This is a genomic window from Mycobacterium sp., from assembly GCF_035499775.1.
Lineage (GTDB): Bacteria > Actinomycetota > Actinomycetes > Mycobacteriales > Mycobacteriaceae > Mycobacterium.
On sequence record NZ_DATJYB010000250.1, the window covers coordinates 1 to 23,100 of the forward strand.

At 62.2% G+C, this 23,100-nt stretch carries 23 protein-coding genes and 4 riboswitches; of the genes, 17 read left to right on the top strand and 6 right to left on the bottom strand.

Features of this window, described 5'->3' with window-relative positions:
- A partial coding sequence (locus VML93_RS16485; protein ID WP_325612236.1) for a sodium-dependent bicarbonate transport family permease occupies positions 1-548 on the top strand: 548 nt, incomplete at its 5' end.
- Between the two features lie 12 nt (positions 549-560).
- Here VML93_RS16485 and ettA read toward each other — a convergent pair.
- A complete protein-coding gene (ettA, locus tag VML93_RS16490; RefSeq protein WP_325612237.1) occupies positions 561-2,237 on the bottom strand; it encodes an energy-dependent translational throttle protein EttA in 1,677 nt (558 codons plus the stop codon).
- A 163-nt stretch (positions 2,238-2,400) separates the two neighbouring features.
- Positions 2,401-2,467, top strand: a riboswitch (Fluoride riboswitch).
- Positions 2,468-2,516: 49 nt separating this feature from the next.
- On the opposite strand from ettA, the gene VML93_RS16495 reads away from it, so the two are divergent.
- The 11 genes from VML93_RS16495 (at position 2,517) to VML93_RS16545 (ending at position 14,513) form a co-directional block, all read left to right on the top strand.
- Positions 2,517-2,831: a hypothetical protein gene (locus tag VML93_RS16495; RefSeq protein WP_325612239.1), complete on the top strand. Its 315-nt coding sequence runs from the start codon at positions 2,517-2,519 to the stop codon at positions 2,829-2,831.
- 621 nt (positions 2,832-3,452) lie between these two features.
- Complete coding sequence (locus VML93_RS16500) at positions 3,453-4,406, top strand: respiratory chain complex I subunit 1 family protein (protein WP_325612241.1); 954 nt, start codon at positions 3,453-3,455, stop codon at positions 4,404-4,406.
- A 35-nt stretch (positions 4,407-4,441) separates the two neighbouring features.
- Positions 4,442-5,083 carry a hypothetical protein gene (locus VML93_RS16505; RefSeq protein ID WP_325612242.1) on the top strand — a complete coding sequence of 214 codons (642 nt, stop codon included), beginning with the start codon at positions 4,442-4,444 and terminating at the stop codon, positions 5,081-5,083.
- Positions 5,080-6,564, top strand: a complete 1,485-nt coding sequence (locus VML93_RS16510; protein WP_325612244.1) for a proton-conducting transporter membrane subunit — start codon at positions 5,080-5,082, stop codon at positions 6,562-6,564. The genes VML93_RS16505 and VML93_RS16510 overlap by 4 nt, the downstream gene beginning before the upstream one ends.
- Positions 6,561-8,093, top strand: a complete 1,533-nt coding sequence (locus tag VML93_RS16515; protein ID WP_325612245.1) for a nickel-dependent hydrogenase large subunit — start codon at positions 6,561-6,563, stop codon at positions 8,091-8,093. Before VML93_RS16510 ends, VML93_RS16515 begins: the two co-directional genes overlap by 4 nt.
- On the top strand, positions 8,093-8,446 hold the full coding sequence (locus VML93_RS16520) for a hypothetical protein (RefSeq protein WP_325612247.1): 354 nt from the start codon (positions 8,093-8,095) through the stop codon (positions 8,444-8,446). Before VML93_RS16515 ends, VML93_RS16520 begins: the two co-directional genes overlap by 1 nt.
- 132 nt (positions 8,447-8,578) lie before the next feature.
- On the top strand, positions 8,579-9,787 hold the full coding sequence (locus VML93_RS16525; protein WP_325612249.1) for a sodium-dependent bicarbonate transport family permease: 1,209 nt from the start codon (positions 8,579-8,581) through the stop codon (positions 9,785-9,787).
- A gap of 46 nt (positions 9,788-9,833) precedes the next feature.
- Positions 9,834-10,367 carry an oxidoreductase gene (locus VML93_RS16530; protein WP_325612250.1) on the top strand — a complete coding sequence of 178 codons (534 nt, stop codon included), beginning with the start codon at positions 9,834-9,836 and terminating at the stop codon, positions 10,365-10,367.
- Entirely contained in the window at positions 10,364-12,385 is a 2,022-nt protein-coding gene (locus tag VML93_RS16535; RefSeq protein ID WP_325612251.1) for a proton-conducting transporter membrane subunit, read from the top strand. Before VML93_RS16530 ends, VML93_RS16535 begins: the two co-directional genes overlap by 4 nt.
- Positions 12,386-12,404: 19 nt before the next feature.
- Positions 12,405-13,091 carry a PhzF family phenazine biosynthesis protein gene (locus VML93_RS16540; RefSeq protein WP_325612253.1) on the top strand — a complete coding sequence of 229 codons (687 nt, stop codon included), beginning with the start codon at positions 12,405-12,407 and terminating at the stop codon, positions 13,089-13,091.
- A 150-nt stretch (positions 13,092-13,241) separates the two neighbouring features.
- A complete protein-coding gene (locus VML93_RS16545) occupies positions 13,242-14,513 on the top strand; it encodes an MFS transporter (protein ID WP_325612254.1) in 1,272 nt (423 codons plus the stop codon).
- Positions 14,514-14,522: 9 nt separating this feature from the next.
- On the opposite strand, the gene VML93_RS16550 is transcribed toward VML93_RS16545, so the two are convergent.
- The 3 genes from VML93_RS16550 to VML93_RS16560 form a co-directional block, all read right to left on the bottom strand.
- On the bottom strand, positions 14,523-14,954 hold the full coding sequence (locus VML93_RS16550) for a hypothetical protein (protein ID WP_325612255.1): 432 nt from the start codon (positions 14,952-14,954) through the stop codon (positions 14,523-14,525).
- Positions 14,955-15,023: 69 nt separating this feature from the next.
- The gene (locus VML93_RS16555) at positions 15,024-16,559 is read right to left on the bottom strand and encodes a MutS-related protein (protein ID WP_325612257.1); all 1,536 of its coding nucleotides are present in this window, start codon (positions 16,557-16,559) and stop codon (positions 15,024-15,026) included.
- Positions 16,556-18,088, bottom strand: a complete 1,533-nt coding sequence (locus VML93_RS16560; RefSeq protein WP_325612259.1) for a MutS-related protein — start codon at positions 18,086-18,088, stop codon at positions 16,556-16,558. The genes VML93_RS16555 and VML93_RS16560 overlap by 4 nt, the downstream gene beginning before the upstream one ends.
- Positions 18,089-18,119: 31 nt before the next feature.
- A riboswitch (Fluoride riboswitch) is annotated at positions 18,120-18,180 on the bottom strand.
- Between the two features lie 146 nt (positions 18,181-18,326).
- Here VML93_RS16560 and VML93_RS16565 point away from each other — a divergent pair.
- Positions 18,327-18,665: a hypothetical protein gene (locus tag VML93_RS16565; protein ID WP_325612261.1), complete on the top strand. Its 339-nt coding sequence runs from the start codon at positions 18,327-18,329 to the stop codon at positions 18,663-18,665.
- On the opposite strand, the gene VML93_RS16570 is transcribed toward VML93_RS16565, so the two are convergent.
- The gene (locus VML93_RS16570) at positions 18,644-19,216 is read right to left on the bottom strand and encodes a histidine phosphatase family protein (RefSeq protein ID WP_325612263.1); all 573 of its coding nucleotides are present in this window, start codon (positions 19,214-19,216) and stop codon (positions 18,644-18,646) included. The genes VML93_RS16565 and VML93_RS16570 overlap by 22 nt on opposite strands.
- Positions 19,213-19,665: a universal stress protein gene (locus VML93_RS16575; protein ID WP_325612264.1), complete on the bottom strand. Its 453-nt coding sequence runs from the start codon at positions 19,663-19,665 to the stop codon at positions 19,213-19,215. The genes VML93_RS16570 and VML93_RS16575 overlap by 4 nt, the downstream gene beginning before the upstream one ends.
- 27 nt (positions 19,666-19,692) lie before the next feature.
- A riboswitch (Fluoride riboswitch) is annotated at positions 19,693-19,765 on the bottom strand.
- A 221-nt stretch (positions 19,766-19,986) separates the two neighbouring features.
- Between VML93_RS16575 and VML93_RS16580 the strand changes: the two genes are divergently transcribed.
- The 4 genes from VML93_RS16580 to VML93_RS16595 all read left to right on the top strand — a co-directional run bounded on the left by VML93_RS16580 (position 19,987) and on the right by VML93_RS16595 (position 23,098).
- The gene (locus VML93_RS16580; RefSeq protein WP_325612265.1) at positions 19,987-20,862 is read left to right on the top strand and encodes a metallophosphoesterase family protein; all 876 of its coding nucleotides are present in this window, start codon (positions 19,987-19,989) and stop codon (positions 20,860-20,862) included.
- Positions 20,862-20,936, top strand: a riboswitch (Fluoride riboswitch). It overlaps the preceding gene by 1 nt.
- A 61-nt stretch (positions 20,937-20,997) precedes the next feature.
- Entirely contained in the window at positions 20,998-21,456 is a 459-nt protein-coding gene (locus VML93_RS16585; protein WP_325612267.1) for an NUDIX hydrolase, read from the top strand.
- 38 nt (positions 21,457-21,494) lie between these two features.
- Positions 21,495-22,415 (top strand): respiratory chain complex I subunit 1 family protein, encoded by a 921-nt coding sequence (locus tag VML93_RS16590; RefSeq protein WP_325612269.1) that lies wholly within the window; start codon positions 21,495-21,497, stop codon positions 22,413-22,415.
- Positions 22,415-23,098 (top strand): hydrogenase, encoded by a 684-nt coding sequence (locus VML93_RS16595; RefSeq protein WP_325612270.1) that lies wholly within the window; start codon positions 22,415-22,417, stop codon positions 23,096-23,098. Before VML93_RS16590 ends, VML93_RS16595 begins: the two co-directional genes overlap by 1 nt.
- The last annotated feature ends 2 nt before the right edge of the window (positions 23,099-23,100 follow it).

Sequence of the window (23,100 nt, forward strand, 5' to 3'; positions counted from 1 at the left end):
GGACTGAAGTAGACCGACGCACCCCGAAAGTCGCGGTATTCAAAGAGGTCTTGGTCAACCCCGGGCTCTGTCTGCTCGTCGGCGCCATTGTCATTGGCTTCATCAGTGGGTTGCAGGGTCAGAAGGTTATTCACGACGACGACACCTTCTTCGTGTCCGCCTTCCAGGGCGCACTTTGCCTATTCCTCCTCGAGATGGGTATGACGGCCTCACGCAAATTGAAGGACCTGCGAGCGGCTGGCTGCGGGTTCATCTTCTTCGGTCTGCTGGCGCCGAATATCTTTGCCGTGCTGGGGATCGTGGTAGCCCACGGCTACGCGTACTTCACACACACCACGTTCAAGCCGGGAACCTACGTACTGTTCGCGATCCTCTGCGGCGCGGCGTCCTACATCGCGGTCCCCGCCGTGCAGCGGTTGGCAATCCCCGAGGCCAGTCCGACGTTGCCGCTGGCCGCATCACTCGGTCTGACGTTCTCGTACAACGTCACCATCGGGATCCCCCTCTACATCGAGATCGCCCGAGTCGTCGCCTGGTGGGGTTTGTAGCTCGCTCGCTGTTCAGTCGCGGGTCAGCCGGCGGTGAGTGACCCGATGCGGACGCGCGGCATCTGGGCCCAGCCTTGCGAACTTGTTTTGTTGGTAGGCAGCGTAATTGCCTTCGAACCAATACCATTGCGCTGGACGCGTCTGGGTGCCTTCCCAGGCAAGCATATGGGTGGCGACGCGATCCAAAAACCAGCGGTCATGCGCGGTGACGACCACGCAGCCGGGAAATTCGGTGATCGCGTTTTCCAGCGACACAAGGGTTTCGGTGTCCAAGTCGTTGGTCGGCTCGTCCAGCAGTAGCACGTTGCCCCCCTGCTTCAGCGTCATCGCCAAGTTGAGTCGGTTGCGTTCCCCGCCGGAGAACAGGCGCGCGGGCTTTTGCTGATCGGGACCTTTGAAGCCGAACGCGGCGATGTAGGCCCGCGATGGCACCTGCACCGCGCCGATCTGCAACACATCGTCGCCGCCCGAGGCGACTTCCCAGGCGGTTCGGTTGGGATCGATGTGGGCGCGATTCTGGTCAACGTAGGCGATCCGCACCGTCTCGCCGGTCCGGATCCTGCCGGTATCAGGATTTTCGTTGCCGGCGAGCATCTGGAACAGGGTCGTTTTGCCAACGCCGTTGGGACCGATGACGCCAACGATTCCGTTGCGCGGCAATGAAAACGCCAAATCAGAGAACAATTCGCGGTCACCGAACGCCTTGTTCACATGGTCAACCTCGATAACCAGACCGCCCAGTCGCGGGCCGGGCGGGATATGGATCTCGTCGAAGTCGAACTGGCGAGGCTTCACGGCTTCGGCCGCCATCTCCTCGTAGCGGCGCAGGCGCGCACTGCTTTTCGCCTGGCGGGCCTTGGCTCCGGACCGCACCCAGTCCAGCTCGCGCCGCAACTGACGCAACCGCTTGGCGTCCTTCCGGCCCTCCACCTGTAGGCGCGCGGCCTTGGTCTCCAGGTAGGTTGCGTAGTTTCCTTGGTACGGAAAGGCGTGGCCGCGGTCGAGCTCGAGAATCCAGCCCGCGACATTATCTAAGAAGTAGCGGTCATGCGTGACGGCGACGACCGTTCCCGGGTAGTCAGCCAGGTGCTGCTCGAGCCATTGCACGCTTTCGGCGTCGAGATGGTTGGTTGGCTCGTCGAGCAGCAGCAGGTCCGGTTGCTGTAACAGCAAGCGACACAACGCCACCCGACGCCGTTCTCCACCGGAGAGATCTTTGACGTCGGCGTCGGGCGGCGCGCAGCGCAGCGCGTCCATGGCCTGCTCGAGACGAGCGTCGAGATCCCACGCGTCGCGGCGATCCAATTGCTCTTGCAGCGAACCCATTTCGGAAATCAAGTCGTCGTTGCTGACCTCGTCGGCTAGGCGCTTGGTGACCTCGCCGTACCGGGTTAGCAATGCCTCGGTGTCGGCGACCGCAGCACGAATATTGCCCAGCACGGTCTGCGTTTCGTCTAACACAGGCTCCTGCGCCAGCAGCCCGACACAAGCATCCGGCGCCAGTCGCGCGTCCCCGTACGACGGCCGCTCGAGCCCAGCCATCATCCGCAGCAACGTCGACTTCCCCGCGCCGTTTGGCCCGACGACGCCGATCTTGGCACCCGGCAGAAACGAGAGCGTGACGTCGTCGACGACGACCTTTTCGCCGCGCACCACACGCGCCCGATTCAGTTGGTAAATCCACTGCACAACGGTCTCCCTCTACGGGTTAGTACTCGTCTGCAGGGACCATTGGCGACCGCCCAGTGGTGTGGGCCGCGGTTGGTTGGCGGGTCCCACCGCCAAGTCTGTCCCCAAGCCTAGCCCGCCGCGTTGCTCTTCTGCTACCGTCGAAGCCAACCGCGAGAACGGTTTCGCGGCCGGCGATGAGGCTCCGCCACCACATTGCGCCATCCGGCGCTGATGGCTTCTACCCCGCAACACGTGCTGTTCGCAGACACGTGTCTTCGTTGACGCGAGGGAGGAGCCATGGACACCCGCAATTCCCCTGATATCGAAGTGATCAAGGACGCCGAGCGCATCCTCTATCGAGAGAAGTGGCGGGTCTGCGAGGAATGCGCCGCGCGGCGACTGGCAGAAACGTCCTCGCTGCAATGGACACGACTATTCCCGCACAGCTCGGTCATCCAGGTGGTCGCCGTCGACGGCGTGGTCGTCGGCCGTGTCAGGCGCAGCGGTAGACGATGGATCGCGAATGGGACGGGGCAGCATCGCCGGCTCGCCGACTGCGGTACCTTCCAGGCGGCCGTTGTGGCCCTGGCGTCGAAGGCCGAGCCGTGGTGATCTGCGTCGACATGACACTCGCCAAGCAGCTGGCCTTGCGGTCGGCTCCTCGAGCGGGTGGAGTCCGACACACCGCCGATGGGTTGAGCCGCCCCACCAGCTCTCGAGAATCGCCCCCTGCTGGTGTCGCATTGTTGTCGTTAGCCAGGAGGACTGGAGTCCGGAATGTACGTGCTGACGGTCACGAATTTCGCGGACACTTGTACGGGCCGATCGGACACTGTCGCTGCCTATGACAGCTACGAAGCCGCGCGTGCAGCCGCCGGTGGAGCTGCCGCCGTCGACCATCTGAAGGTTGACACGCGGCGCAGATCGAGGGCTGGCGCGGATGTGCTCGCCGCCGACGGCGTGTTCGTAGACGGTGATGGAGTGGCATTGTTCGGGTTTCGCATAAGGCGGGAGTCCTGACCCGGCGGCGCAGCTACCAGTCGCCGACAGACACCTGCACGTTCGGGTGTTCACCGCGGGCCTATGTGTGTAAAGTCTGCTGTACATGCAATAAAGCGATGGGGCTCGCTCTACGCACTGTGGCCCGGTCGACCCGGCCGGCCAAACGGCGCTAATGGCTTCTACCCGTGGGTTGTCGACACGCAACCCACCCCGACAGGGTAGGAGCTGTTTATGTATGGTGCTGTGCTCCTGCAGATTCTGCAGAGCCTAGTTGTCATCGCGCTGGCTCCGCTGTATTCCGGGACTCTGGCACGCGCCGAGGCGATCGTGGCGTCCAAGCGGGGTCCTAGTGTCCTGCAGCCCTATCGTGACCTGGCGAAGTGGCTGCACAAATCCAGTGCAGTCAGCGATCAGGCTTCATGGGTGTTCCGCGGGGCCCCGTTCGCTGCGTTCGCTTGTTATCTCACAGTGTCGGCAGTCGTACCTATCATCACCAATGAGCCTTTGCCGCTTGCCTTTCTAGCCGATCTCATCGGTGGTGCGTTTGTCCTCACACTAGCGTCGTTTGTAATCTCGCTGTCCGGTTTGGATACCGCCAGCCCACTGGGCGGCTTGGGAGCGAGTCGCGCGAGCTGGATTGGCAGCCTGGCCGAACCGGCATTGATTCTGGTCTTCTTCACGGTGGGGGCCGTATCGGCTTCAGACAACCCCTATTTGATGAATCATGCAGTGGCCGAGTCGCCCTACGTTCTGGTACTGCCCACACACCTGTTAGGTACGGTCGCATTCTTCCTGCTTGTTTTGGTGGAAAACGGACGCATCCCGATCGATAGCCCGACGGGATCGATTGAGATCTCGATGATCGAGGAAGGCCGCGCACTCGAATACTCGGGCCGGTCCTATGCCCTGGTGAAGTGGGGTTCCTGGATGAAGCTGTTTTTGCTGTCGTCGGTATTCATGAATGTGTTCGTGATGCCGTGGGGCCTGGGCAATGCCAACTCGATTATTCCTGGCCTCTTGGCGATTCCAGCTTTACTGGCCAAGCTCGCGATTTGCGGCCTGGTAATCGTGGTCATCGATACGTCGTTTGCCAAGCTGCGGTTCTTCCGAATCGCCGAATTCCTAGGTGCTTCCTTTCTTCTCGCCTTGGTTGGCATCGCGACTTCATACGTGATCGGAGCATGAGTATGGAAAGCCTGACTGCAACCTCGGGCGCGGGTGTGCTGCTCGACTTGTGCGGCGTGTTGATGCTGTTGTGTGCATTCGCCTGTCTGGGTTCAAAGCTCTTCAACCGGTACCTCACCTATTACGGCGCACAGTCGTGGCTGCTCGCGATCGCCTGTGGAGTGGTGGCCTACAACTTCGGTCGTGTCGAATTGTGGGTACTGGCCGTTTTAACGTTGGCTGTCAAGGGCATAGGCATACCTGCGGCTGCGCGGCGGCTACTTATCGAGCGCCTAGAGCTCCAACGCGATGTCGCGATCTCGACCGGATTGTCGACGGCAATCATCCTCGGTGGCGCGTTGACTGCGTTCTCGTACTTGGTGATTCGGCCGCAGCTGTTGCCTACGGGATTGGTGGCTGCTGCGGTGATCCCGCTGTCAACGGCGATGATTCTGCTCGGCTGTGAAGTGATGGTGGTGCGCCGTCACACCGTGGCGCAGCTGATCGGTTGGCTGCTGGTCGAGAACGGGGTGTTTCTGGGGGCGATCACATTAGTGGCCACCTTTCCGTTCATTGTCGAGGCAGGAGTTTTCCTCGACATCGTTGCGGGCGTGCTCATCATGGTGGTTTTCGTCTCGGGTCTGGCTCGTCAACTGGCTGAAGCGAGTTCAGCGGAGCTAAGGGAGCTGCGGGGATGACCACGCTGGTAATTCTGCTCACGTTACTGCCATTGGCGACTACTTTGGCCGCGATTGGCGGCGCACAGGCGCGGGTGGCCGGCTATCTGGCAATCGCAGCAGGATGCGGCGCGGTCGGCTTATCAATCTGGCTGCTTTTCTGGATAGCCGGCCACCGGGTGCTGTCGAGTCTGTCAGGCTTCGTCTACGTCGACGGACTGAGCGCGTTCTTTCTGTTCACCGTGGCCGTGGTAGTGCTCCTGTCCTCACTCGGCTCGGCGGCTTATCTTCGGGTGCAAGAGATCTCAGGGGAACTCAGCTCTGTGCAAGTTCGCATGTACTTCGGATTCTTTGGCGGATTCGCCTCGCTGATGCTGGCCTCCCTGAGCACCGGCAACCTAGGCATGTTGTTCGTGCTGATCGAGGCGAGCACGCTGGCCAGCGCTGCGTTGGTGGGTCTGGAAGCGCAAGCCAGCTCACTGGAGGCGGCGTGGAAGTACATCATCATCTCCTCGCTCGGTGTCACGATCGCACTCGTCGGCACCATGTTCCTGTTCTACTCCGGCACTGGCCTGCCGTTGACTGACAACCTTAGGTTGACCTGGCCCTACCTGTTCCAACATGCCTCCGAATTAGCGCATCCCGCGCTGAAATTGGCTTTCCTGCTCAGCGTGGTCGGATACGGCACCAAGGTGGGATTGGCGCCGATGCACACGTGGCTACCCGACGCGCACTCCGAGGCCCCCAGCCCGACCAGTGCGATGCTGTCCGCGGCATTGCTGAACACCGGGATGTACGCAATCATCCGATTCCTGGCTATTGCCCGAATCGGCCTCGGCACGCACTACGTGCAGGTGGTAATGCTTTCATTCGGGTTCGCATCGGTGTTGATCGGGGTGCTATTCCTAGTCACCACCATCAATTTCAAACGCCTGTTCGCGTACTCGTCGGTCGAGCATATGGGTATCATCGCGATCGCACTCGGATTCGGTGGCCAACTCGGCCTCTATGGCGCCATGTTGCACACGCTGAACCACGCGATCGGCAAGGCGGTCCTGTTCCTCACCAGCGGCGACGTCGTACTTGGGTATCGGACCCGCGAAGCGACAAAAGTGCGCGGCTTACTCACCACCCTCCCACTCACTGGTACCGTGCTGATGCTTGCGACATTCTCCATCCTCGGCTCACCGCCCTTCGGCCTATTCCTCTCTGAATTGACCATTCTTCGTGCAGGTTTCGCGCATGGCGGTCTGTGGCTTCCGTTGGCCCTGTTGCTGCTCTTGGTCATCGCCTTCGTCGCGTTCGCTCGTCGGACCATGCCGATGATTCTTGGAGAGCCCGACGTACGAAGCCAAGTACTGCGCCCCTACGTAGCCGGCGAACAAAGAGTGCTGGCGGCACTGCCGATTGTCGCCGGCATCGCCGCCCTGCTGGTGCTGGGCTTATGGATACCCGCCGGGTTGCACACCATGATCCTCGAATCGATCGGAGCCCTGGGATGACCAGTGTCGATTCCACCGTCTGGCAGGCAGCACTACCCGGTCGAGCTCCAATAGTGCAGGACGACAACGTTATTCGCGCCTTTGTCCCGGTCAGCGAGCTGCCGGACACCATACAACGGCTGACCGCCAGCGCCCGCATGGCCGACATGTTCGCCGATCACGAACCTGGCGCGGACCCGGTATTGCGGTTGACGTGGGCGCTCGACGCCGACGCAAGCTGCTACCTGCTAACCGAAACACCCTGTGCTACGACCGAATATCCGTCACTGTCGATCATCGAACCGGCCGCCTTCGTTGAGGAGTGTGAGATCTACGAACAGTTCGGCCTGCGCCCCGCCGGAAGTGGCCCGCTGAACCGAATCGCGCTCCCCCCACATGCAGAACTCGACTTCCCCCGCGTGGGCCGAGCGCCCGTCGATGAACCCGCCGACGTCCGCGCCCCGCACGCTGTCGGCGGGTCAGCCTTCGAATTTCCGTACGGACCGGTACGAGCGGCTGGCCTGGAGTCACTCTACTACGGCCTGGTCACCAGCGGCGAAGAAGTAGTCGACCTGTACCTGTTCACCTGGCACAAGTACCGCGGAATTGAATGGCGACTACGTGGAATGCACCCGCGGCAAGCGCTATTCGTCGTGGAACGCGCGGAGGGTCTGTCCGCGGTCGCGCACGCCTGGGCGTTCGCCGCGGCCACCGAAACTGCGCTTGGGCTCAAGGTCTCACCAGCAGCCAGCAGAATCCGCGCCGCGGCAACAGAAGTCGAGCGGCTCTATAACCATGTCGCGGCGATCGCAGCACTGTGTCAATCCACCGGCCTTGCGGTTGGCCAAGCGGGCAGCGAAATCGTCCTCGAGCAACTCCTACGATTGGGCGCACGATTCTTCGGACACCGCTATCTATTCGGCGTCATCGACATCGGGGGCGTCACGCGCGGAGTAGATTTGGCAGCCCTCAGCGCCGAGACCCGCCCGGTGTGCGGTGATCTACGACGTGTCACCGACGCGTTGAACAGCACCAACTCCTTCCTCGACCGTCTGGAGGCCACCGGCATCGTCACCGCGGCGCAGGCCGGTTTGCTTGGCCTCGTCGGTCCGGTGGCGCGCGCGAGTGGCCGTGGTATCGACACGCGCCGCGACCATCCACAGCCGCCGTATGGCGACCACCCCGTGCGGCTCGCGCTCGGCAGCAGCGGCGACGTCCGGGCTCGATACCAGGTGTTCTTAGCCGAAATCGAGGAGTCGCTGCGGCTTATCGACGAGCTCGCTCTTTCAGACTCCACAGTCAGTGGCCAACCTCTGCCAATTCCGCAGCGAGCCGGATCCGGACTCGGCTGGGCGGAATCAGCACGCGGCGAGGCGCTGGTGTGGGTCAATCTCGATTCGAACGGGCGGATTCTTCGAAGCAGGTTGCGTCCTGCGGCCGTGCGCAATTGGCGTGCCTTCGGCGATGCAGCCCGCTCCCAGAACGTCTTCACCGACATTCCGATCATCGAGGCCAGCTTCTGGCTCACCGCGGCCGGGAGGGCACGCTGATGGCTCTGTGGTTTCTTCGTGGATTGCGCCGGGGCGTGGTCACGACGCGTTACCCCCGCGGTGCCCCGGAACCCTTCACTCGCGAGCTGCCCAGCCCGCCGGTGTTCGATGCATCGCAGCTGGATACCGAAGTGGCTGACCGGCTGGTGGCAATCTGCCCGAGTTCCGCGCTGCAACGCATTGACCACGCTCTTATCTATGACGTCGGCGCCTGCACCGCCTGCGGCCGCTGTTTAGCGGCCGCACCCGCAGCGGTGCGTCCCAGCGGTGTGTTTGAGCTGGCCGCCACTTCCCGAAGCGCGTTGATCAAGGTGGTCTCGTTGCGGAAAGCATCACCGCGAGGGCCAATCTGATGAAACAAACCACCCCCCATGTCGCGGTTGACGCAATGAGATCGCAGCCCATCTCCGGTTGGGCCGGTGACGCGATATGCGTACCCACGCTGTCCACTTCGCCTGTCCACGCTTCGATCCCAGGAGAGATCCATGCTTGATGAGTTCTGGCACAACTTCACCCACAACCTCTTCAAGCCATTGCTGCTGTTCTTCTACTTCGGGTTTCTCATCCCGATTTTGAAGGTCCAGTTCGAATTCCCGCAGGTGATCTACCAGGGACTGACGATGTACCTGCTGCTGGCTATCGGCTGGCATGGGGGAGTGGAACTCGCCCAGATCAAGCCGGCCAACATCGGCGGCATCGCGGGCTTCTTGGTCCTGGGGTTCGTATTGAACTTCCTGATCGGCATTCTCGCCTACTTGCTGCTGAGGTGGATGAGCGCTATGCGCAGAGTCGACCGGGCGACAGTCGCGGGCTACTACGGTTCGGACTCCGCCGGAACCTTCGCTACCTGCGTGGCCGTGCTGACCAGCCTCGGCATCGCGTTCAACGCCTACATGCCAGTGATGTTGGCGGTCATGGAGATTCCCGGCTGCCTGGTTGCGCTGTACCTGGTCGCGCGACTACGCAGCCGAGGCATGGACGCGGCCGGCAACATGCCCGGTGAGCCCGGCTACAGGCCGCCGGAGCCGGTCGGAGCGGGGCCCGGGACCCCCACACGGCCAGCGTACGGCCAGACCTTGCACGATGAGTACCGACAGGCGAAGGGCCAGCCAGAACTCCCGCGGCAACAGCGGGAGCGCCCGGAACGAATACATGCGGACCGACAGGGGATGACTGAGCACAGCTCGGCACCCACTCTGCGGGAGGTGTTGCTCAATCCAGGGCTCGTTCTTCTCATCGGCTCCATCATCGTCGGCTTCGTCAGTGGTCTGCAGGGACAGAAGGTGATCCACGACGACGACAACTTCTTCGTATCAGCGTTTCAGGGCGCGTTGTGCCTGTTCCTCCTGGAGATGGGCATGACCGCCTCCCGCAAGCTCAAGGACCTGCGCTCGGCGGGTTTCGGCTTCATCATTTTTGGTCTGTTGGCACCCAACCTTTTTGCAGCACTGGGAATCAGCGTCGCCCATGGCTACGCCTATCTCACCCACACCGCGTTCGCCCCCGGAACCTACGTGCTCTTCGCGGTGCTGTGCGGCGCGGCGTCTTACATTGCCGTTCCCGCGGTCCAGCGCCTGGCGATCCCCGAGGCCAGCCCGACGCTGCCGCTGGCCGCATCGCTGGGCTTGACGTTTTCCTACAACGTCACGATCGGGATCCCGCTCTATATAGAAATCTCCCGCCTATTTCGTTGATCCGACGCGTTCGAGCAACCGAATCGAAATGACAGGAAGGCTCCCCATGGAAAATACGTCAACCGCAGCAGAACTAGACCTGACGGTCGACGAAGACGCCGGACCGATTGCGGAGAATCTGCGCCGCAGTGTAGGCAAGCTGTTCGGGCGGAGCCTGCACATCCGCACCGTCGACACCGGCTCGTGCGCGGCGTGTGAGCAGGAGATCCGGCTGCTTACCGCACCACACTACGATCTGCACCGGCTCGGGTTCTTTTTCACCCCGGCCCCCCGTCACGCCGACATCCTGATGGTGACCGGGCCGGCGGTGCGTGCGTTCGACGTGGCGCTCCGCAAGACTTACGATGCCACGCCTGAGCCCAAACTCGTTATGGCCGTTGGTGCCTGCGCGCTCGGCGGGGTATATCCCACTGACCCTATCGCCCACGGTGCCATCGACGCAGTGCTCCCCGTCGACGTCTACGTGCCCGGCTGCCCGCCGAGTCCCATAGCGCTGCTGCAGGGGCTACTGGTCGCCGTCGGTCGACTGGCCGAGAAGGTGTCCGCACTGTCCTTTGTGAATGGAGGTGGACCGACGTGATCGAATGCGTTCTGCTTGGCACCGCCGCGTCGTTTTGGATTGCGGCCGCGATAACTGCACTCATCTCAACACGCGCCTCCCAATGGATTTCGGCTGCCCTTGGCGGCACGGGTGGATTTGCAGCGCTCGTCGGCGGGATCGGCCTGTTGCTTATGCCCGAGGGCTCGGTAGAGAAGACGTTGGGCGGCAACGACATCGTCGGTGCTGTGACGCTGCGACTGACGCCGCCGGCAGGCGTGTTCGTGGCGGTGCTGGGTGGCATAGCGATCGGCATTGCCTGCTATTCACCGCGATACCATGCTTCGGGCCGCGGCACCTCGCTGTACCTCGCCATCTATCATCTGGCCCTGCTGGCCTCGCTAACCGTACTGCTGGCGGGCACCGTGGTGCTGTTCCTCGTGGCTTGGGAATCGATGGCGTTGTTGTGCTATCTGATGATTCTGCGCCATCAACGCCGAGACGGAGTCGCCGCCGGTGCATTCTGGTTCCTTGCGCTCTCTGAAGTCGGCTTCGGCTTGATCGTTGCGGCGTTCCTACTTCTCGCCGCGCACGCAGGCAGTACCGATTTCGCCGTGATCGCCGCACGCTCGCAACACATCTCACCAGGGATTCGTGACACGGTATTCCTGCTGGCGCTGACCGGGTTCGGATTCAAGGCGGGTCTGGTGCCGCTGCACGTATGGCTGCCCGAAGCACACCCCGTAGCCCCCGCCGACGGTTCCGGCTTCTTGTCCGGAATGGTGGTCAAACTCGGCGTCTACGGCATCGTGCTGTTCACCTGCGAACTGCTTAACACCGGCCCGGCGTGGTGGGGGCTGATCACGATGGGACTGGGTGCCCTCACCGCCGTACTCGGCATCCTCTACGCGCTCACCGAACGGGACATCAAGAAGTTCCTTGCCTATTCGACGATCGAGAATGTCGGAGTCATTGCGATCGCCATCGGGGCCGGGATGACCTTCACCTCTTACGGCCAACCGATGCTGGGCGCATTTCTTTTGTTAGCCGCGTTGTATCACGTGGCCAACCATGGGATTTACAAGACGTTGCTGTTCCTGGAGGCTGGCGTTATCGAACACGCCACCGGTACCCGCGACATGGACCGGCTCGGCGGCCTGATTCACCGCTTGCCACGCACCGCGGTGATCAGCATGATTGGCACCCTCGGAATCGCGACGCTTCCACCACTGAACGGCTTCGTCTCCGAATGGCTGATTTTCCAAGGGCTGTTTCAGGGCTTTCGCATACCGAGTCACCTTGTCGGGATCTTGATCGTCGTGGCCGCCGCCTGTTTGGGACTCACCGGAGGCTTGGCTGTCTGCGCGTTTGTGCGCGCATTCGGCATTCCCTTCCTTGGTATGCCCCGCACCAAAGATGCTGCTGATGCCGAGGAATCCGGACAGCCTGTGCTCGGGCCGGGAATTTTGGCGGCAGCATGTGTGGCCCTCGGTGTCGGCGCGCCACTGGTGATCACCGCGATCGGGCGTGCCGTCCGCACCATCACGTCGCAAGATCTGCTGCCGCGTGTGCTGATCGACAAATTGACCATCATTCCTGCCAATACGAACTTTTCCGCGTTCTCCCCAACCTACCTGACAGCATTTCTCGTGATGGTGTTGATCGTACCGGCCGCAATCTACATGGCTGGACGACCGAAGGCGCCCAGCCGGCGCACATCGGTGTGGGACGGTGGGATCGTCGCGTTCAAACCACGAATGCAGTACTCGGCCATGACATTTGCCGCACCGGTGCGAGTCACCTTTGATCGCCTGTATCAACCGACGGTCACCTTGCAGCGGGCATCGGATGAACCTGCCGGCAGGTCCGGGCCGGTGCATTACGAGGCTGAGGTGACGCCGTTGTTCCAGCGCTATCTCTATCGCCCGGTCGTTGCGGCCGTAGAATACTGCGCTCGTCTGGTAACGCCAATCCAATCCGGTGACGTCAACTTGTACCTGCTCTACGTGTTTGTCGTCGTCCTCATTGCTTACCTGCTCGCCGCGCTTGGCGCCCGATGACGCAAGGAGTTGAACACCGATGGCGACGAACGTTACTGTGCTGCGGGTATTCACCGACGCTAACGGCAGATTCGGAAATCTTCTCGGCGTCGTTGACGCCGCCGATGTGTCACCGTCCGACCGGCAGCATATAGCTGCCCAACTCGGTTACAGCGAAACAATTTTCGTCGATCTGCCCAAGCCCGGCAGCACCACCGCCGGGGCGCACATCTTCACCCCTGCGGTCGAGTCGGCGTTCGTGGGCCACCCGACCATAGGAGCGGCATGGTGGTTGCGCAACCACGGAACACCGGTTCGCAGCATCCGACTCCCGGCCGGCGTCGTCGAAGTCGATCACGCCGGGGATCTGGCCATCATCCGAGCATTCGCCGAATGGACTCCGGAATTCGTTATGCATGAACTGATGTCGCCCCAAGATGTCATCGAAGCCGATCCCAGCGATTACTCCGACGGCTTCCCACACTACATATGGGCGTGGATCGACAGCGAGGCCGGACAGCTGCGCTCTCGCGCGTTTGCACCGGAGTTAGGCGTACACGAAGATGAAGCCACAGGCGCCGCGGCGATACGCATCAGCGAATATCTCAGCCGCGACCTGACCATCACCCAGGGCAAAGGATCATCGATACACACTAGATGGACCCCGAACGGCTGGATTGACATCGGCGGTCGGGTCGTTCGGGCAGGGCAGGGGCGTGTCACCTGACCCGAACCCGGTCCTAGCCCTAACGCGGACTTGGAGGTGTGCTGGACAATTCGAAGATGTCGCTCACTGCGCCAGTCGCATCGCATTATTGGCCGAGAGGGCAAGGAGAGTCGCGTTGGACCAGAGCCTCACTCATGGTTGGTTCAAGCCATGACCGCCGACGACGGCCGCCGTGATGTGGCCGACGAATCCGAGGGGACATGGCTCACACCCGGGGTCGGTGCCGTAGGAGCGGCAAGCTTCTTCTCAGACACCGGTCATGAAATCACGACGTCAGTCTTGCCGGCATTCCTGACCAGCACATTGGGCGCATCGGCGGCGGCACTTGGCGTCATCGACGGAATCAGCGACGCCTTGGTCGGGGTGATGAAGCTGGTCGGCGGCCCACTCGCCAACGACCCCGACAGAAGAGGACGAACCGCCTCGGGTGGATACCTGGGGACAGCTGTGGCGACCGGAGCGATCGGCGCGGCCACGACGGTTTGGCAGGTTGGCATACTGCGTGCCGCGGCATGGTTGTCTCGTGGCCTGCGGTCACCGGCGCGCGATGCACTGCTGGCGTCGTTGAGCCCGACGTCGGCTCGTGGTCGCGCATTCGGCCTCGAACGCGCGGGCGACAACCTGGGTGCGGTACTCGGTCCATTGCTCGCTGCGGGATTGGTGGCCTGGCTGGGCGTGCGGCCGGCGCTCTACCTCGCAGCCATCCCCGGGCTGTTCGCCGCAGTGGCGATCATCGTCGCCGCCCGCGAGTCCCGTCGACGCATCGATGCCGATGGCGAAACTTCGCTGCAGCGGTTCGAATTCCGGGCATTGCGCGACGCCGGTATGCTCCGGGCGCTGCTGCCCGTCGCGGTATTCGAGTTCGGCAACCTTGCGACAACTTTGTTGATACTTCGTGCGACACAGCTTCTGATTTCACCGCAGCGCCCATTTGCTGCGGCAGCATCGCTTGCGATCCTGATCTACGCAGCCCATAACGTCGTCGCGACGATGGCTTCGCTGGCAGCGGGGCGGTGGTACGACCGGACCGGGCCGCGTGCAGCTTTCGCGACCGGTGCCGGCGTTTACGTCATCGCCTATGCGATGTTCGCGGCCGGAACGCACAGTGCGCTCCTAGTCGCGGTGGGTTTTGCTCTTGCTGGAGCGGGCATCGGACTCGCCGAGCCGACTCAGTCGGCGGTAATTTCCCAGCTGCTTCCAGATCGTCTTCGCGGCACCGGATTCGGCGTACTGGGCGCTGTTCAGGCTATGGGTGACGTGGTCGCGACGGTGGTAGCAGGAGTGCTCTACACACTCGTGTCGCCCGCGGTGGCGTTCGGGTATGCGGCCGCATGGATGGCGGTAACCGTCGTCGCTGCTGGAATGTTGCGTCCCCGCAGTGGTGGCCAAGCCTCCCACGGTCGTGCTCGTCGCCCTGGTTAGTGTTAGTAGCTATTCGCCGGCGGCTTCCTCGTCTGCGGCCGCCTCGTCCCAGTTCGCCCGATCGTTACGCGCTCGATCGTTGAACGCCTTGTCTTTGGCTATCTGATCCTCGTCCAGCCCGTCGTCGTGTAGCTGATCATTCGACTCGGCCTGAGCCGCCGGGGCGTCCTCATCGTCGGCGTATTTGGAATTGCCGTCGTCGTCGAGCCAATCGTTGATCGCCGTGCCTGAAACCGTTCCGCCGGATCCGGGCAGGACCACCGTCGGCCGCTCTTGGTAAGTGGTTCTCATCATTTCGCGGGCCGCTTCTTTGTGCGATTCGTCGGGCTGCGGCATTTCCGTCGGCGGGTGCTCGTGGCCGCCCCCATTGCTGTCGCCGCGGTCGACCGTTTGTTCGGCCTGACCGCCAACTTGTTGTAGCGCGCTGTCGTCGTCACTCATGATTTGGATTGTCTCCCTTCGAGTTACGGGACCTGTCGCAGCGAGAACGACGTCTGCCAGAGCGCGATGTCAGCCGGCCCGCGCTGATTGGCGGCCGAGATCGGCGTGCGGGACACTACCGAAGACTCGCCGAAACGAGTCCTCGCCGTAGCTGGTCGGTTCTGGCTGGCCAGGTGTCAATCGGAAAGTCCGGACGCCGTCAGGCCGGCGCTCGGCGCGCAGGAATAGGTCAGCAGGATCGTGTCGCGAGCTCAAGCTGTGAGCGAGGTCGAACAGGTGGGTGACGAAAACGACCTTTACCCCGCATTCGACCATGGGGCACAACATGTCTCGTGCGATCTGTGAACCTTCGCGCTCGTTTGTCGAGGCAAACGACTCGTTGCACAGCAGCATCGAGGTCGGGCCCACGAAGTCGGCGATCGAACTCATGCGCGAAAGCTCTTCGTCGAGCTTTCCGTGTGTGAGGGTGGCATCTTCTTCCCGTTTGAAGTGCGTGAAGACGCCGTCACGGACGTCGGCACGAAATGCTGCAGCGGTAACGAACATGCCGGCCTGCATCATCACCTGCGCAGCACCCACGCTACGTAAGAACGTCGACTTGCCGCCTTCGTTGGCACCGGTGACCACCATCAACGACTTCGCCTCGGCATCAATGTCGTTGCCGACTATCGGTCTGGTCACGGTCAGGCACAATCCCACGTCACGCAGATCACGACAGCAGAACTGCGGCGAGCCAATCGGTGTGGGAACCGGAAAGCAGGTGGGCACGCGGATTTTGGTGAGGCGCTCATGCAAGTTCGCGCATCCCAGATAGAAACCGAGCTCGGTGCGCAGCCGTGCGAAGAATCCCTGGACGTGGTCAGCGGATTGAGTGACGGTGTTGGCGATGTCGTTGATGGCGCGCGCAGCCAGTTCAGTAAGAGCCTGCGCACCGGCCTCGTCGCGGTCGTCAACGACGAATCCGCAACCTCCGGCGCGGTTTCCGGTCAACTTGTCCCACCAACCCCGCCGGGTCGCCTGATGCAGCAGGTAGCCGACGCCCTTGTTACCGGCTCCGAGTGCAGCGCTGAGCAGGACACCTCGCGGGAGATGCAGCTCACGAAGGTCTGCGTCGAGCTGCGCTAGGTAGTCGTCGCAGACCTGCTCGCGGATCGATGCGAGCAACTGGCGAAAACCCGGCGAGCTGAATCCGTCGGCATGCGCGTCGCACAGGCCCCGCAATTGCCGGAGGTTCGCGCCCAGCAGTTCCAGAATCCGCACGGAGCGCAGCAGGATGCTCTGCGGGTTGCGAGACATCAATCCCCCGAGGAACACCTTGCGCAGAACTTGGACCGCATCTACAGCAACATGATACATCTGTTGCACCACAGCGCAATTGGCTATGCAGTCAGCCAACACCTGCTGGCGGTAGACGATGATGTCGGGGTCGATGACAGACAACGGCACCACCTTTTTGGCGGTCTCTAGTAAGAATTCGTCGCCGGCGGCCATCGCTCGGTAAAGCCGCAGCAGCTCAAGATCTTGATCGACGAGGTCCTGCAATTGCCACGGCAGCCGCGGCTCCAGGTCGATGTCGCGTCCGGGATGTAATAGTCGCACCTTCATCGGCTGATCCTCTGCCGTAATCCACGTTGGCTCAGCCCGTATTTCTCGGCCAGAGCGGCGGCGTAGGCCATGCCGTCAGCGGGCCGGCGGCTGAACTTGAACTTCCGTTGAGTCGGATCATCTTGGGCTACTTCGCCGACCATGCTTACGCAAACGGGATCAAGCGTTGACAACTCGTCCAGGAAGGTGACGTAGACGGCAACACAGCGCAGCTGGGCGATGCGTGTGAGCACCTCGCTGCCGATCAGCAGCGAGTCGTTGACGGTCGTCGACGAGAAGCTCTCATTCATGATGATGACGCTGGCATTAGTGGCGCGCGAAAGGATGTCGTGGATGCGCACCAATTCGTCGTCGAGTTTTCCGTGCAGCGTCGACAAGTCCTCGCGACGTTCGAAGTGGGTGTAGATCTGGTCAGGCAGCGACAGTCGGGCGCTGCGGGCAGGTACTGGGCAGCCCAGCGACGCAAGGTAGGCGCATTGGCCGACGGTTCGGGCGAATGTAGTCTTTCCGCCCTGATTCGGGCCGGTGACGACGAAGACTCGCTCCGATTCCGACAAGTGAAAGTCGTTAGGAACAACGGGTTGGTCGTCTTGCCCCGCGTTGATTGCCAGCGCCAGATCAAATGCGTCCTCTGCATGCATTACACCGGATTCGCCAGTCACCTCGGGATAGCCGAAGGTTAGCCCGGCCGTGGTGATGTGCCGACTGAGGGCGAGATATGACAGATAGAACTGGATCTCGCGATCGAATCTGGCTATGACGGGTTCGATAAAGTGTTCGTGCCGACGGCAGAAGTCGTTGAGCAGCGTGAACGCCTCGGGGTGAAGTTTGGCGACGCATTCGAGGATCTGTTCCTCCACGTGGTTCATGTCTTTGAAATCCGGCAGGGAAACGTGATAGTCCTTGCTGACCTCGGTGGCGAACCGCTCGAATTTCTTGGCGACCTCTGAGCTGTAATCGGTTTGTTCGTCAAACTTCTCGACATCGACCCTGAGGCCTTGCACGTGGACGAGATAGCGCACTTTGTGCAGTCGATCCTGCACTGCCTCGGTGTCGGCGACCAAAGTATGCAACGCTTCGCTCTCGACGTAACGTGTCACGTGGTCGGCGAAGTTGCGCAGGCCCTGCGAACTCAATGGGATGTGGGCGAGGTCGCTGCGGAGCAGCGCCACCGTCTGGCAATACGTTTCGACCGCATCGATCAACCAGCCCTGCCGCTGCAGGTGATGCCAGACATTTCTGGCTACCTGGAGTCGGCCTCGTACCGAGCGCATGCCGTCAACGAAATTACGTATACATCGCCAAGTTTCGCCGTTGTCGAGATCACGAAATATCTGCTGTCGGTAATGCACCGTCGCCAGGTCATGCGGCGGTGTGTAGAAGAAGCCGGCGAGATCACTGTCGTCATGTCCCGCGGTCACAGTGGCGATGATTTCGTCGAGGTGCAAGTCGGCAAAACAATCAGGTGGTGCCTCAGCACCAGTCACGCCGCCAGCACTGGGATCAAGGATGCTGCTAAACGCCGCCATTTGCGCTCCCCGCCTTCCACCGTGAGTCATCTCATCGGTAGAAGCCATTAGCCGGAGCGGCGGTTGAGGCGAGCTTCATCGCCTTCCGCCCATAGTACCGCACGATTGGCAGAGGGGGCGCCCGCGCGTCATGATGGATTCTGGGCGGTGGGACTCGCCCAAACCGCGGATGTCGCCGATAGTCCCTGAGCCGCAGACAAGCAGGGCACATGCCCAGGAGAACACCGATGGTGCACGCATGAGTTCGCCGTCTAACCCACTCGGGAATCCGGCTCAGTTTGACGTCATGTTCTGGTTACCACCGGGTGGCATCGACAACGGAGTCTGGGCGACGTATTGGGCAGAGCTGGCCGATCTGGAGTCCGACGATGTCGACCTTGTGCTCGGGCTGCTGGCCGACGGCGATGTCGGCGGCTATGTCGCCACACCCGGCGGTCACGCGCGGAATCGAGAGCGCCCACCGATCCACCGCTTGTGGGTGGACTCGCTCGCGTATCACCGTGCCGAGGATATTCTCATGGCGTACTTCAACCACAAGAACCGCGTTTCCGGGAATCATTCGGCCACAACGTCATAGGCGTCAACACGCCAGATTCCGTCGACCAGGCTGAGCTGATTCCAGCACGCGGTTCGCTGCCCGATGTGGTCCAGTGATTGATCCAGTTGCGCCAGCAGAGCCGTGTTGAACGCGTCGTGTGACACCATCACGACCGGCCCCACGCCGAGTTCGGCCACCAGCTCGGAGAACGCTCGGCGAGCCCGATCGGCGAGTGCTGCACGACTCTCCACGCCAGGTGCGGAATCGACACTACCGTAACGCCTTTCGACGTCGTCGCGACGAATGCCGGTCATCGGCCCGTAGTCGCGGTCGATAAGCCGCACATCGATTGAGACCGGTGCGCCGACGGCTTCGCCGATTGCCTGCGCGGTCGCGACCGCCCGCTGCAGCGGGCTGCAGACCACCGCGACCGGCCGGCGGGCGGCCAGCGTTCTGGCGAGCCGTGAAACCTCGGCAACACCGACCTCATCCAATGGGGGGTCGCTAAGCCCGCGTAGACGTCCGTCCGCGTTGAGCGCAGTACGCCCATGCCGGGCCAAGTACACCCGGCTAACGCCGCCCGCGCTCACGCACTGTCCCCGAACTCGGGAACCACCGCAACCGGCATGGTACTGTGGCGCAACAGATTTCGCGTCACAGTACCCGTCACAATGTGACTCAAGGCCGCACCGATCCCGTGTTGCGGGCGACCAACCACAATCAAAGTCGCGGCGCATTCTTCTGCCGTTTTCAGGAGTGCGCTAACCGGATCGCCCTCCATAAGGTGATAGGTCCACTGAACACCGGCCGCGTCGAGTGCGTCTCCGACGTGCTGACGCTCAATGGTGAGTCTTCTCTCGGCGGCCTCGTCTGGGCTGCCAGACGTGGCGGAAACCGGCTCGGCGGAAAAATGACTATCGGACAGATCGACGACATGGACAACATGAACGGGCGCATTCAGGGCGCCGGCGAGTTCACCGGCGAATAGCACCGCGGCTCGGCTGGCGGGGTGGCGGTCATATCCGACGACCAATGCCATAGCGGACTCCTTGCCCACTGCTTGCCAAGTAGCGCAGGAGCCATCAGCCGGCTGGCGGTTCGGGTGGGCACCCAGGCGGAGATCCATCGCCTGACCGCCAGGCTAGCCGCTCCACCTTGGTCAAGACCAGCGCCCGGCGTTGATTGACCCGACTTGTAGGGGCCGCGTAGCCTGGACTTCGAAATAGGCGGTGGGGCCCGCATCCTGCAATCAACGGACAGTCCGGCGGTTGACAACGGTCCCTGGGAATTGATCAATGCCGATCGCGCGGCGTGCCCATGAGACACGTCGCCCAATCGCGAGTGAACCCAGGAGCCGGCCATGAATCGAACATCTCCTCTGTCGCGCGTAGCCTCCCCAGGCGAGCGGCTAGCGCACTCGGTACTGTCCCCGCCGTCGCGCATCGCCATTGCGGGCGACTGGCACGCCGACACAGCGTATGCCGTCGCGGCCGTGGAGCACGCTGCCAAGCGCAATGCGTCTGTGCTGCTCCATCTCGGTGACTTCGGCTACAACTTCACCGACGACTATTTGGATTCGCTCGACGATGCGCTCCGTCGATCCGGCATCGTATTGGGTTTCGTCGACGGTAATCACGAGAACTTCGACCGACTGCTTAGCTGGCCCGTCGACGCAGACGGCCTGCGGCATCTGCGCGAGCGGATCGTGCACTTGCCGCGCGGATTTCGATGGCAGTGGGGCCAGACCCGATGCCTGGCGGTTGGCGGCGCCTATTCCATCGACCGCTTCCTGCGAAAGCCCGGATTGTCGTGGTGGCCGCAGGAGTCGCTCACGGCCTCGCAGGCACGTGATGTTGCCGCCGCTGGACACGCGGATGCGATGTTCTGTCATGATTGCCCAGCTGGAATCACCGTGCCGGGTGCCGCGCGCGACCGGTTCGGATTCCCGGCCGTCGAGCTGAGACGTTCCGAGCTGTACCGGGCGCGATTGCGGTCTGTCGTCGACGCGGTTCGCCCGGGTCGGCTGTGGCATGGGCACTTTCACCGTCGCTACCAGTCCGTCCTGTGCCGCGCCGGATACCGCACCGTGGTGGACGGCCTGGGCAAAAATGGCGCCCCGATCGACAACAATATGGTGGTCGTCAATCTGCCGGAGCTGGGGTTTCACCGGCTCAGCACGGGAGTGGTAGGCCAGCCAGTATGCTCGGGCTTGACCCGGCGAATCGCCGTTGGTTAACTGACAGCGGCGATGGGGCTCGCCCGGAAGCTCGGCTTCCAAACCGCCATAAGGCTGATGGCACCTGCGAACGAAGGAGTCGCAGGTGATTTGTGTCCTTTTCTTTGCCCGTCAAGTGCGTTCGGCAGCACCCGGATGACCTCCGCAGACGAATCGCTGGTCGAATTGCGTTGTGCTGTAGCCGTGGTCCGCAGTGATGCGGTGCTGCTGTTGCAGCGGGACGAATGTGGAGACTGGGTGCTGCCAGGCGGCCGTCCTCGTCCGCACGAAAGCATGGCCTCGTGCGCCCGACGAGAGGTACGCGAAGAGACGGGACTGGACATCCAACCTGCCGGCTGCGCTCTCGTACTGGAAGTCAACGACCCCGAGACCCGTCGGCGTGTCGTCGAATTGATCTTTCTTGCCGACGAATTCGACACCACGGTACAGCTATGCGGCGAGCCTGGGCGACGGCCGTCGTGGGTGGGCTGGCACGACCTGAAAGACGTCGTCCTGCGCCCGCCTATCGCGGGGTACCTGCCGGCGCTGACGCGCCGGCACGGTACCTACGCCCGCTACCTCGGCAACCTGTGGCGACCCAGGTCGGCTGTTTGATGACAACGCTCCCATTGCCGGTAATTCAAGGTTTGCAAGTGATCACTGTCGCCGGTGGGGCACCGGGCGTCAGTGGCTTCATCGCCTGGTTCGAGGCTCGCCTCCAAGGCCGACGCGGCCCACGAGTGCTCCAGCCCTATTTCGACCTGGCAAAGTTTTTCGGGAAGGAGACACTGGCACCGCGCGGCGCGGGCCCTTTTTTTCGGTTGGCACCGATGGCTTCGTTCGCCTGCTATCTCACCGTGCCGATGCTGATCCCGGTACTCACCAGTTACGCACTGCCACTGGGATACATGGGTGACATCCTGGGCGGTGGCCTGATTCTGGCGTTCGCCAGCTTCCTGGTCGCCGTCGCCGCGGCCGAAACCGGGGATGCTTATGCGCAGCTGGCGTCGAGTCGGGCCAAAACCTTCGCGGCAATCACCGAACCGGTGGTGCTGCTTGTGGTGTTCACGGTGGCGTTGATCACGACAACCGACCTGCCTTACGTTTTGGGAGCCACCGTCCGCAGCGGCCCCGCTCAAATCGTGCGTCCGGCGCACCTGCTGGCCTCAGCCGCGCTGTTCCTGGTGATCCTGTACGAGACCGCACGGATACCTGTTGAAACGCACACCGGCACAACAGAATTTGGAATGATCGAAACCGGGCGCTCATTCGAGCATTCTGGACCTGACCTGGCCTTATTGCACTGGGGAGCGGCGGCCAAGCAATTCGTGCTGTATGTCATCTTGCTCAATGTCTTCGTCGCCCCGTGGGGAATGGCATCTACCACCGACGTGGTCGCTGTCGGGCTGGCGATCCTTGCTCTTTTGGCCAAGGCCACACTGCTGGGTTGCGTCGTAGCGGTGATCGACAACAGCTACGCGAAGCTGCGCCTGTTCAAAATTACCGAATTCGTCTCGGCCGCACTGCTGTTATCGATTCTGGCGGTGTTCACCCTCTACCTCGGAGGTGGCTGATGGTATTGGCGACGGCCAGCGAGTCGGTTCCGACCGTATACGAAGGCATCGCGAACATGGTGGCACTCATCGTGCTGCTGCTGGAGTTCGGGATGCTGCGTGCGGCACTGCTGCGTGGCCAGGTGCGTCTCTACGCCGGGCAGTCGCTAGCCGTAAGCGTCCTGGCGGGTGTCGTGGCATTCGGCCGCGACGTCCCCGAACTTTATGCGCTGGCGTTCCTTTCGCTACTGCTCAAGGTAATCGTGGTACCGCTTTTGGTGGTTGGCCTATTACGAGAGGCCAACCAAGAAATAGCCGGCAGCGGCGCGCTGGGGGTGGCAAACGAAGTATTGATCTCGATCGCGGTGGCGGCGTTCGGGTTTTTCGCCGTTGGGGTGCTCGGCATCCATTCCGCGGTACTGCCCACTGCCGCGCTCAGTCTGTCGGTGGCCGTGATTTTGGTTGCGTTCATCTTGATGATCGTGCGTCGCGACGTCGTCAGCCAGGCGATCGGTTTCTTCTCACTGGAAAACGGTGTCTCGCTGGCCAGCTTGGTGGTTGCCGCCGGCATGCCACTGATCCTCGAGGTCGCTTTCTTGTTCGATCTGCTGGTTGCGGTGGTGGTTTTCGGGGTCTTGATGCGCACCCATCACCGGCGAACGCAATCACTGTCCACCGAGAAGCTCGACCGGCTGCGGGGATAGCT

Bases quoted from the DNA above. Each gene is read 5' to 3' on its own strand.
- VML93_RS16495 (WP_325612239.1), top strand. From the start codon at position 2,517: ATGGACACCCGCAATTCCCCTGATATCGAAGTGATCAAGGACGCCGAG.
- VML93_RS16500 (WP_325612241.1), top strand. From the start codon at position 3,453: ATGTATGGTGCTGTGCTCCTGCAGATTCTGCAGAGCCTAGTTGTCATC.
- VML93_RS16510 (WP_325612244.1), top strand. From the start codon at position 5,080: ATGACCACGCTGGTAATTCTGCTCACGTTACTGCCATTGGCGACTACT.
- VML93_RS16515 (WP_325612245.1), top strand. From the start codon at position 6,561: ATGACCAGTGTCGATTCCACCGTCTGGCAGGCAGCACTACCCGGTCGA.
- VML93_RS16520 (WP_325612247.1), top strand. From the start codon at position 8,093: ATGGCTCTGTGGTTTCTTCGTGGATTGCGCCGGGGCGTGGTCACGACG.
- VML93_RS16525 (WP_325612249.1), top strand. From the start codon at position 8,579: ATGCTTGATGAGTTCTGGCACAACTTCACCCACAACCTCTTCAAGCCA.
- VML93_RS16530 (WP_325612250.1), top strand. From the start codon at position 9,834: ATGGAAAATACGTCAACCGCAGCAGAACTAGACCTGACGGTCGACGAA.
- VML93_RS16540 (WP_325612253.1), top strand. From the start codon at position 12,405: ATGGCGACGAACGTTACTGTGCTGCGGGTATTCACCGACGCTAACGGC.
- VML93_RS16545 (WP_325612254.1), top strand. From the start codon at position 13,242: ATGACCGCCGACGACGGCCGCCGTGATGTGGCCGACGAATCCGAGGGG.
- VML93_RS16550 (WP_325612255.1), bottom strand. From the start codon at position 14,954: ATGAGTGACGACGACAGCGCGCTACAACAAGTTGGCGGTCAGGCCGAA.
- VML93_RS16555 (WP_325612257.1), bottom strand. From the start codon at position 16,559: ATGAAGGTGCGACTATTACATCCCGGACGCGACATCGACCTGGAGCCG.
- VML93_RS16560 (WP_325612259.1), bottom strand. From the start codon at position 18,088: ATGGCGGCGTTTAGCAGCATCCTTGATCCCAGTGCTGGCGGCGTGACT.
- VML93_RS16565 (WP_325612261.1), top strand. From the start codon at position 18,327: ATGAGTTCGCCGTCTAACCCACTCGGGAATCCGGCTCAGTTTGACGTC.
- VML93_RS16575 (WP_325612264.1), bottom strand. From the start codon at position 19,665: ATGGCATTGGTCGTCGGATATGACCGCCACCCCGCCAGCCGAGCCGCG.
- VML93_RS16580 (WP_325612265.1), top strand. From the start codon at position 19,987: ATGAATCGAACATCTCCTCTGTCGCGCGTAGCCTCCCCAGGCGAGCGG.
- VML93_RS16585 (WP_325612267.1), top strand. From the start codon at position 20,998: ATGACCTCCGCAGACGAATCGCTGGTCGAATTGCGTTGTGCTGTAGCC.
- VML93_RS16595 (WP_325612270.1), top strand. From the start codon at position 22,415: ATGGTATTGGCGACGGCCAGCGAGTCGGTTCCGACCGTATACGAAGGC.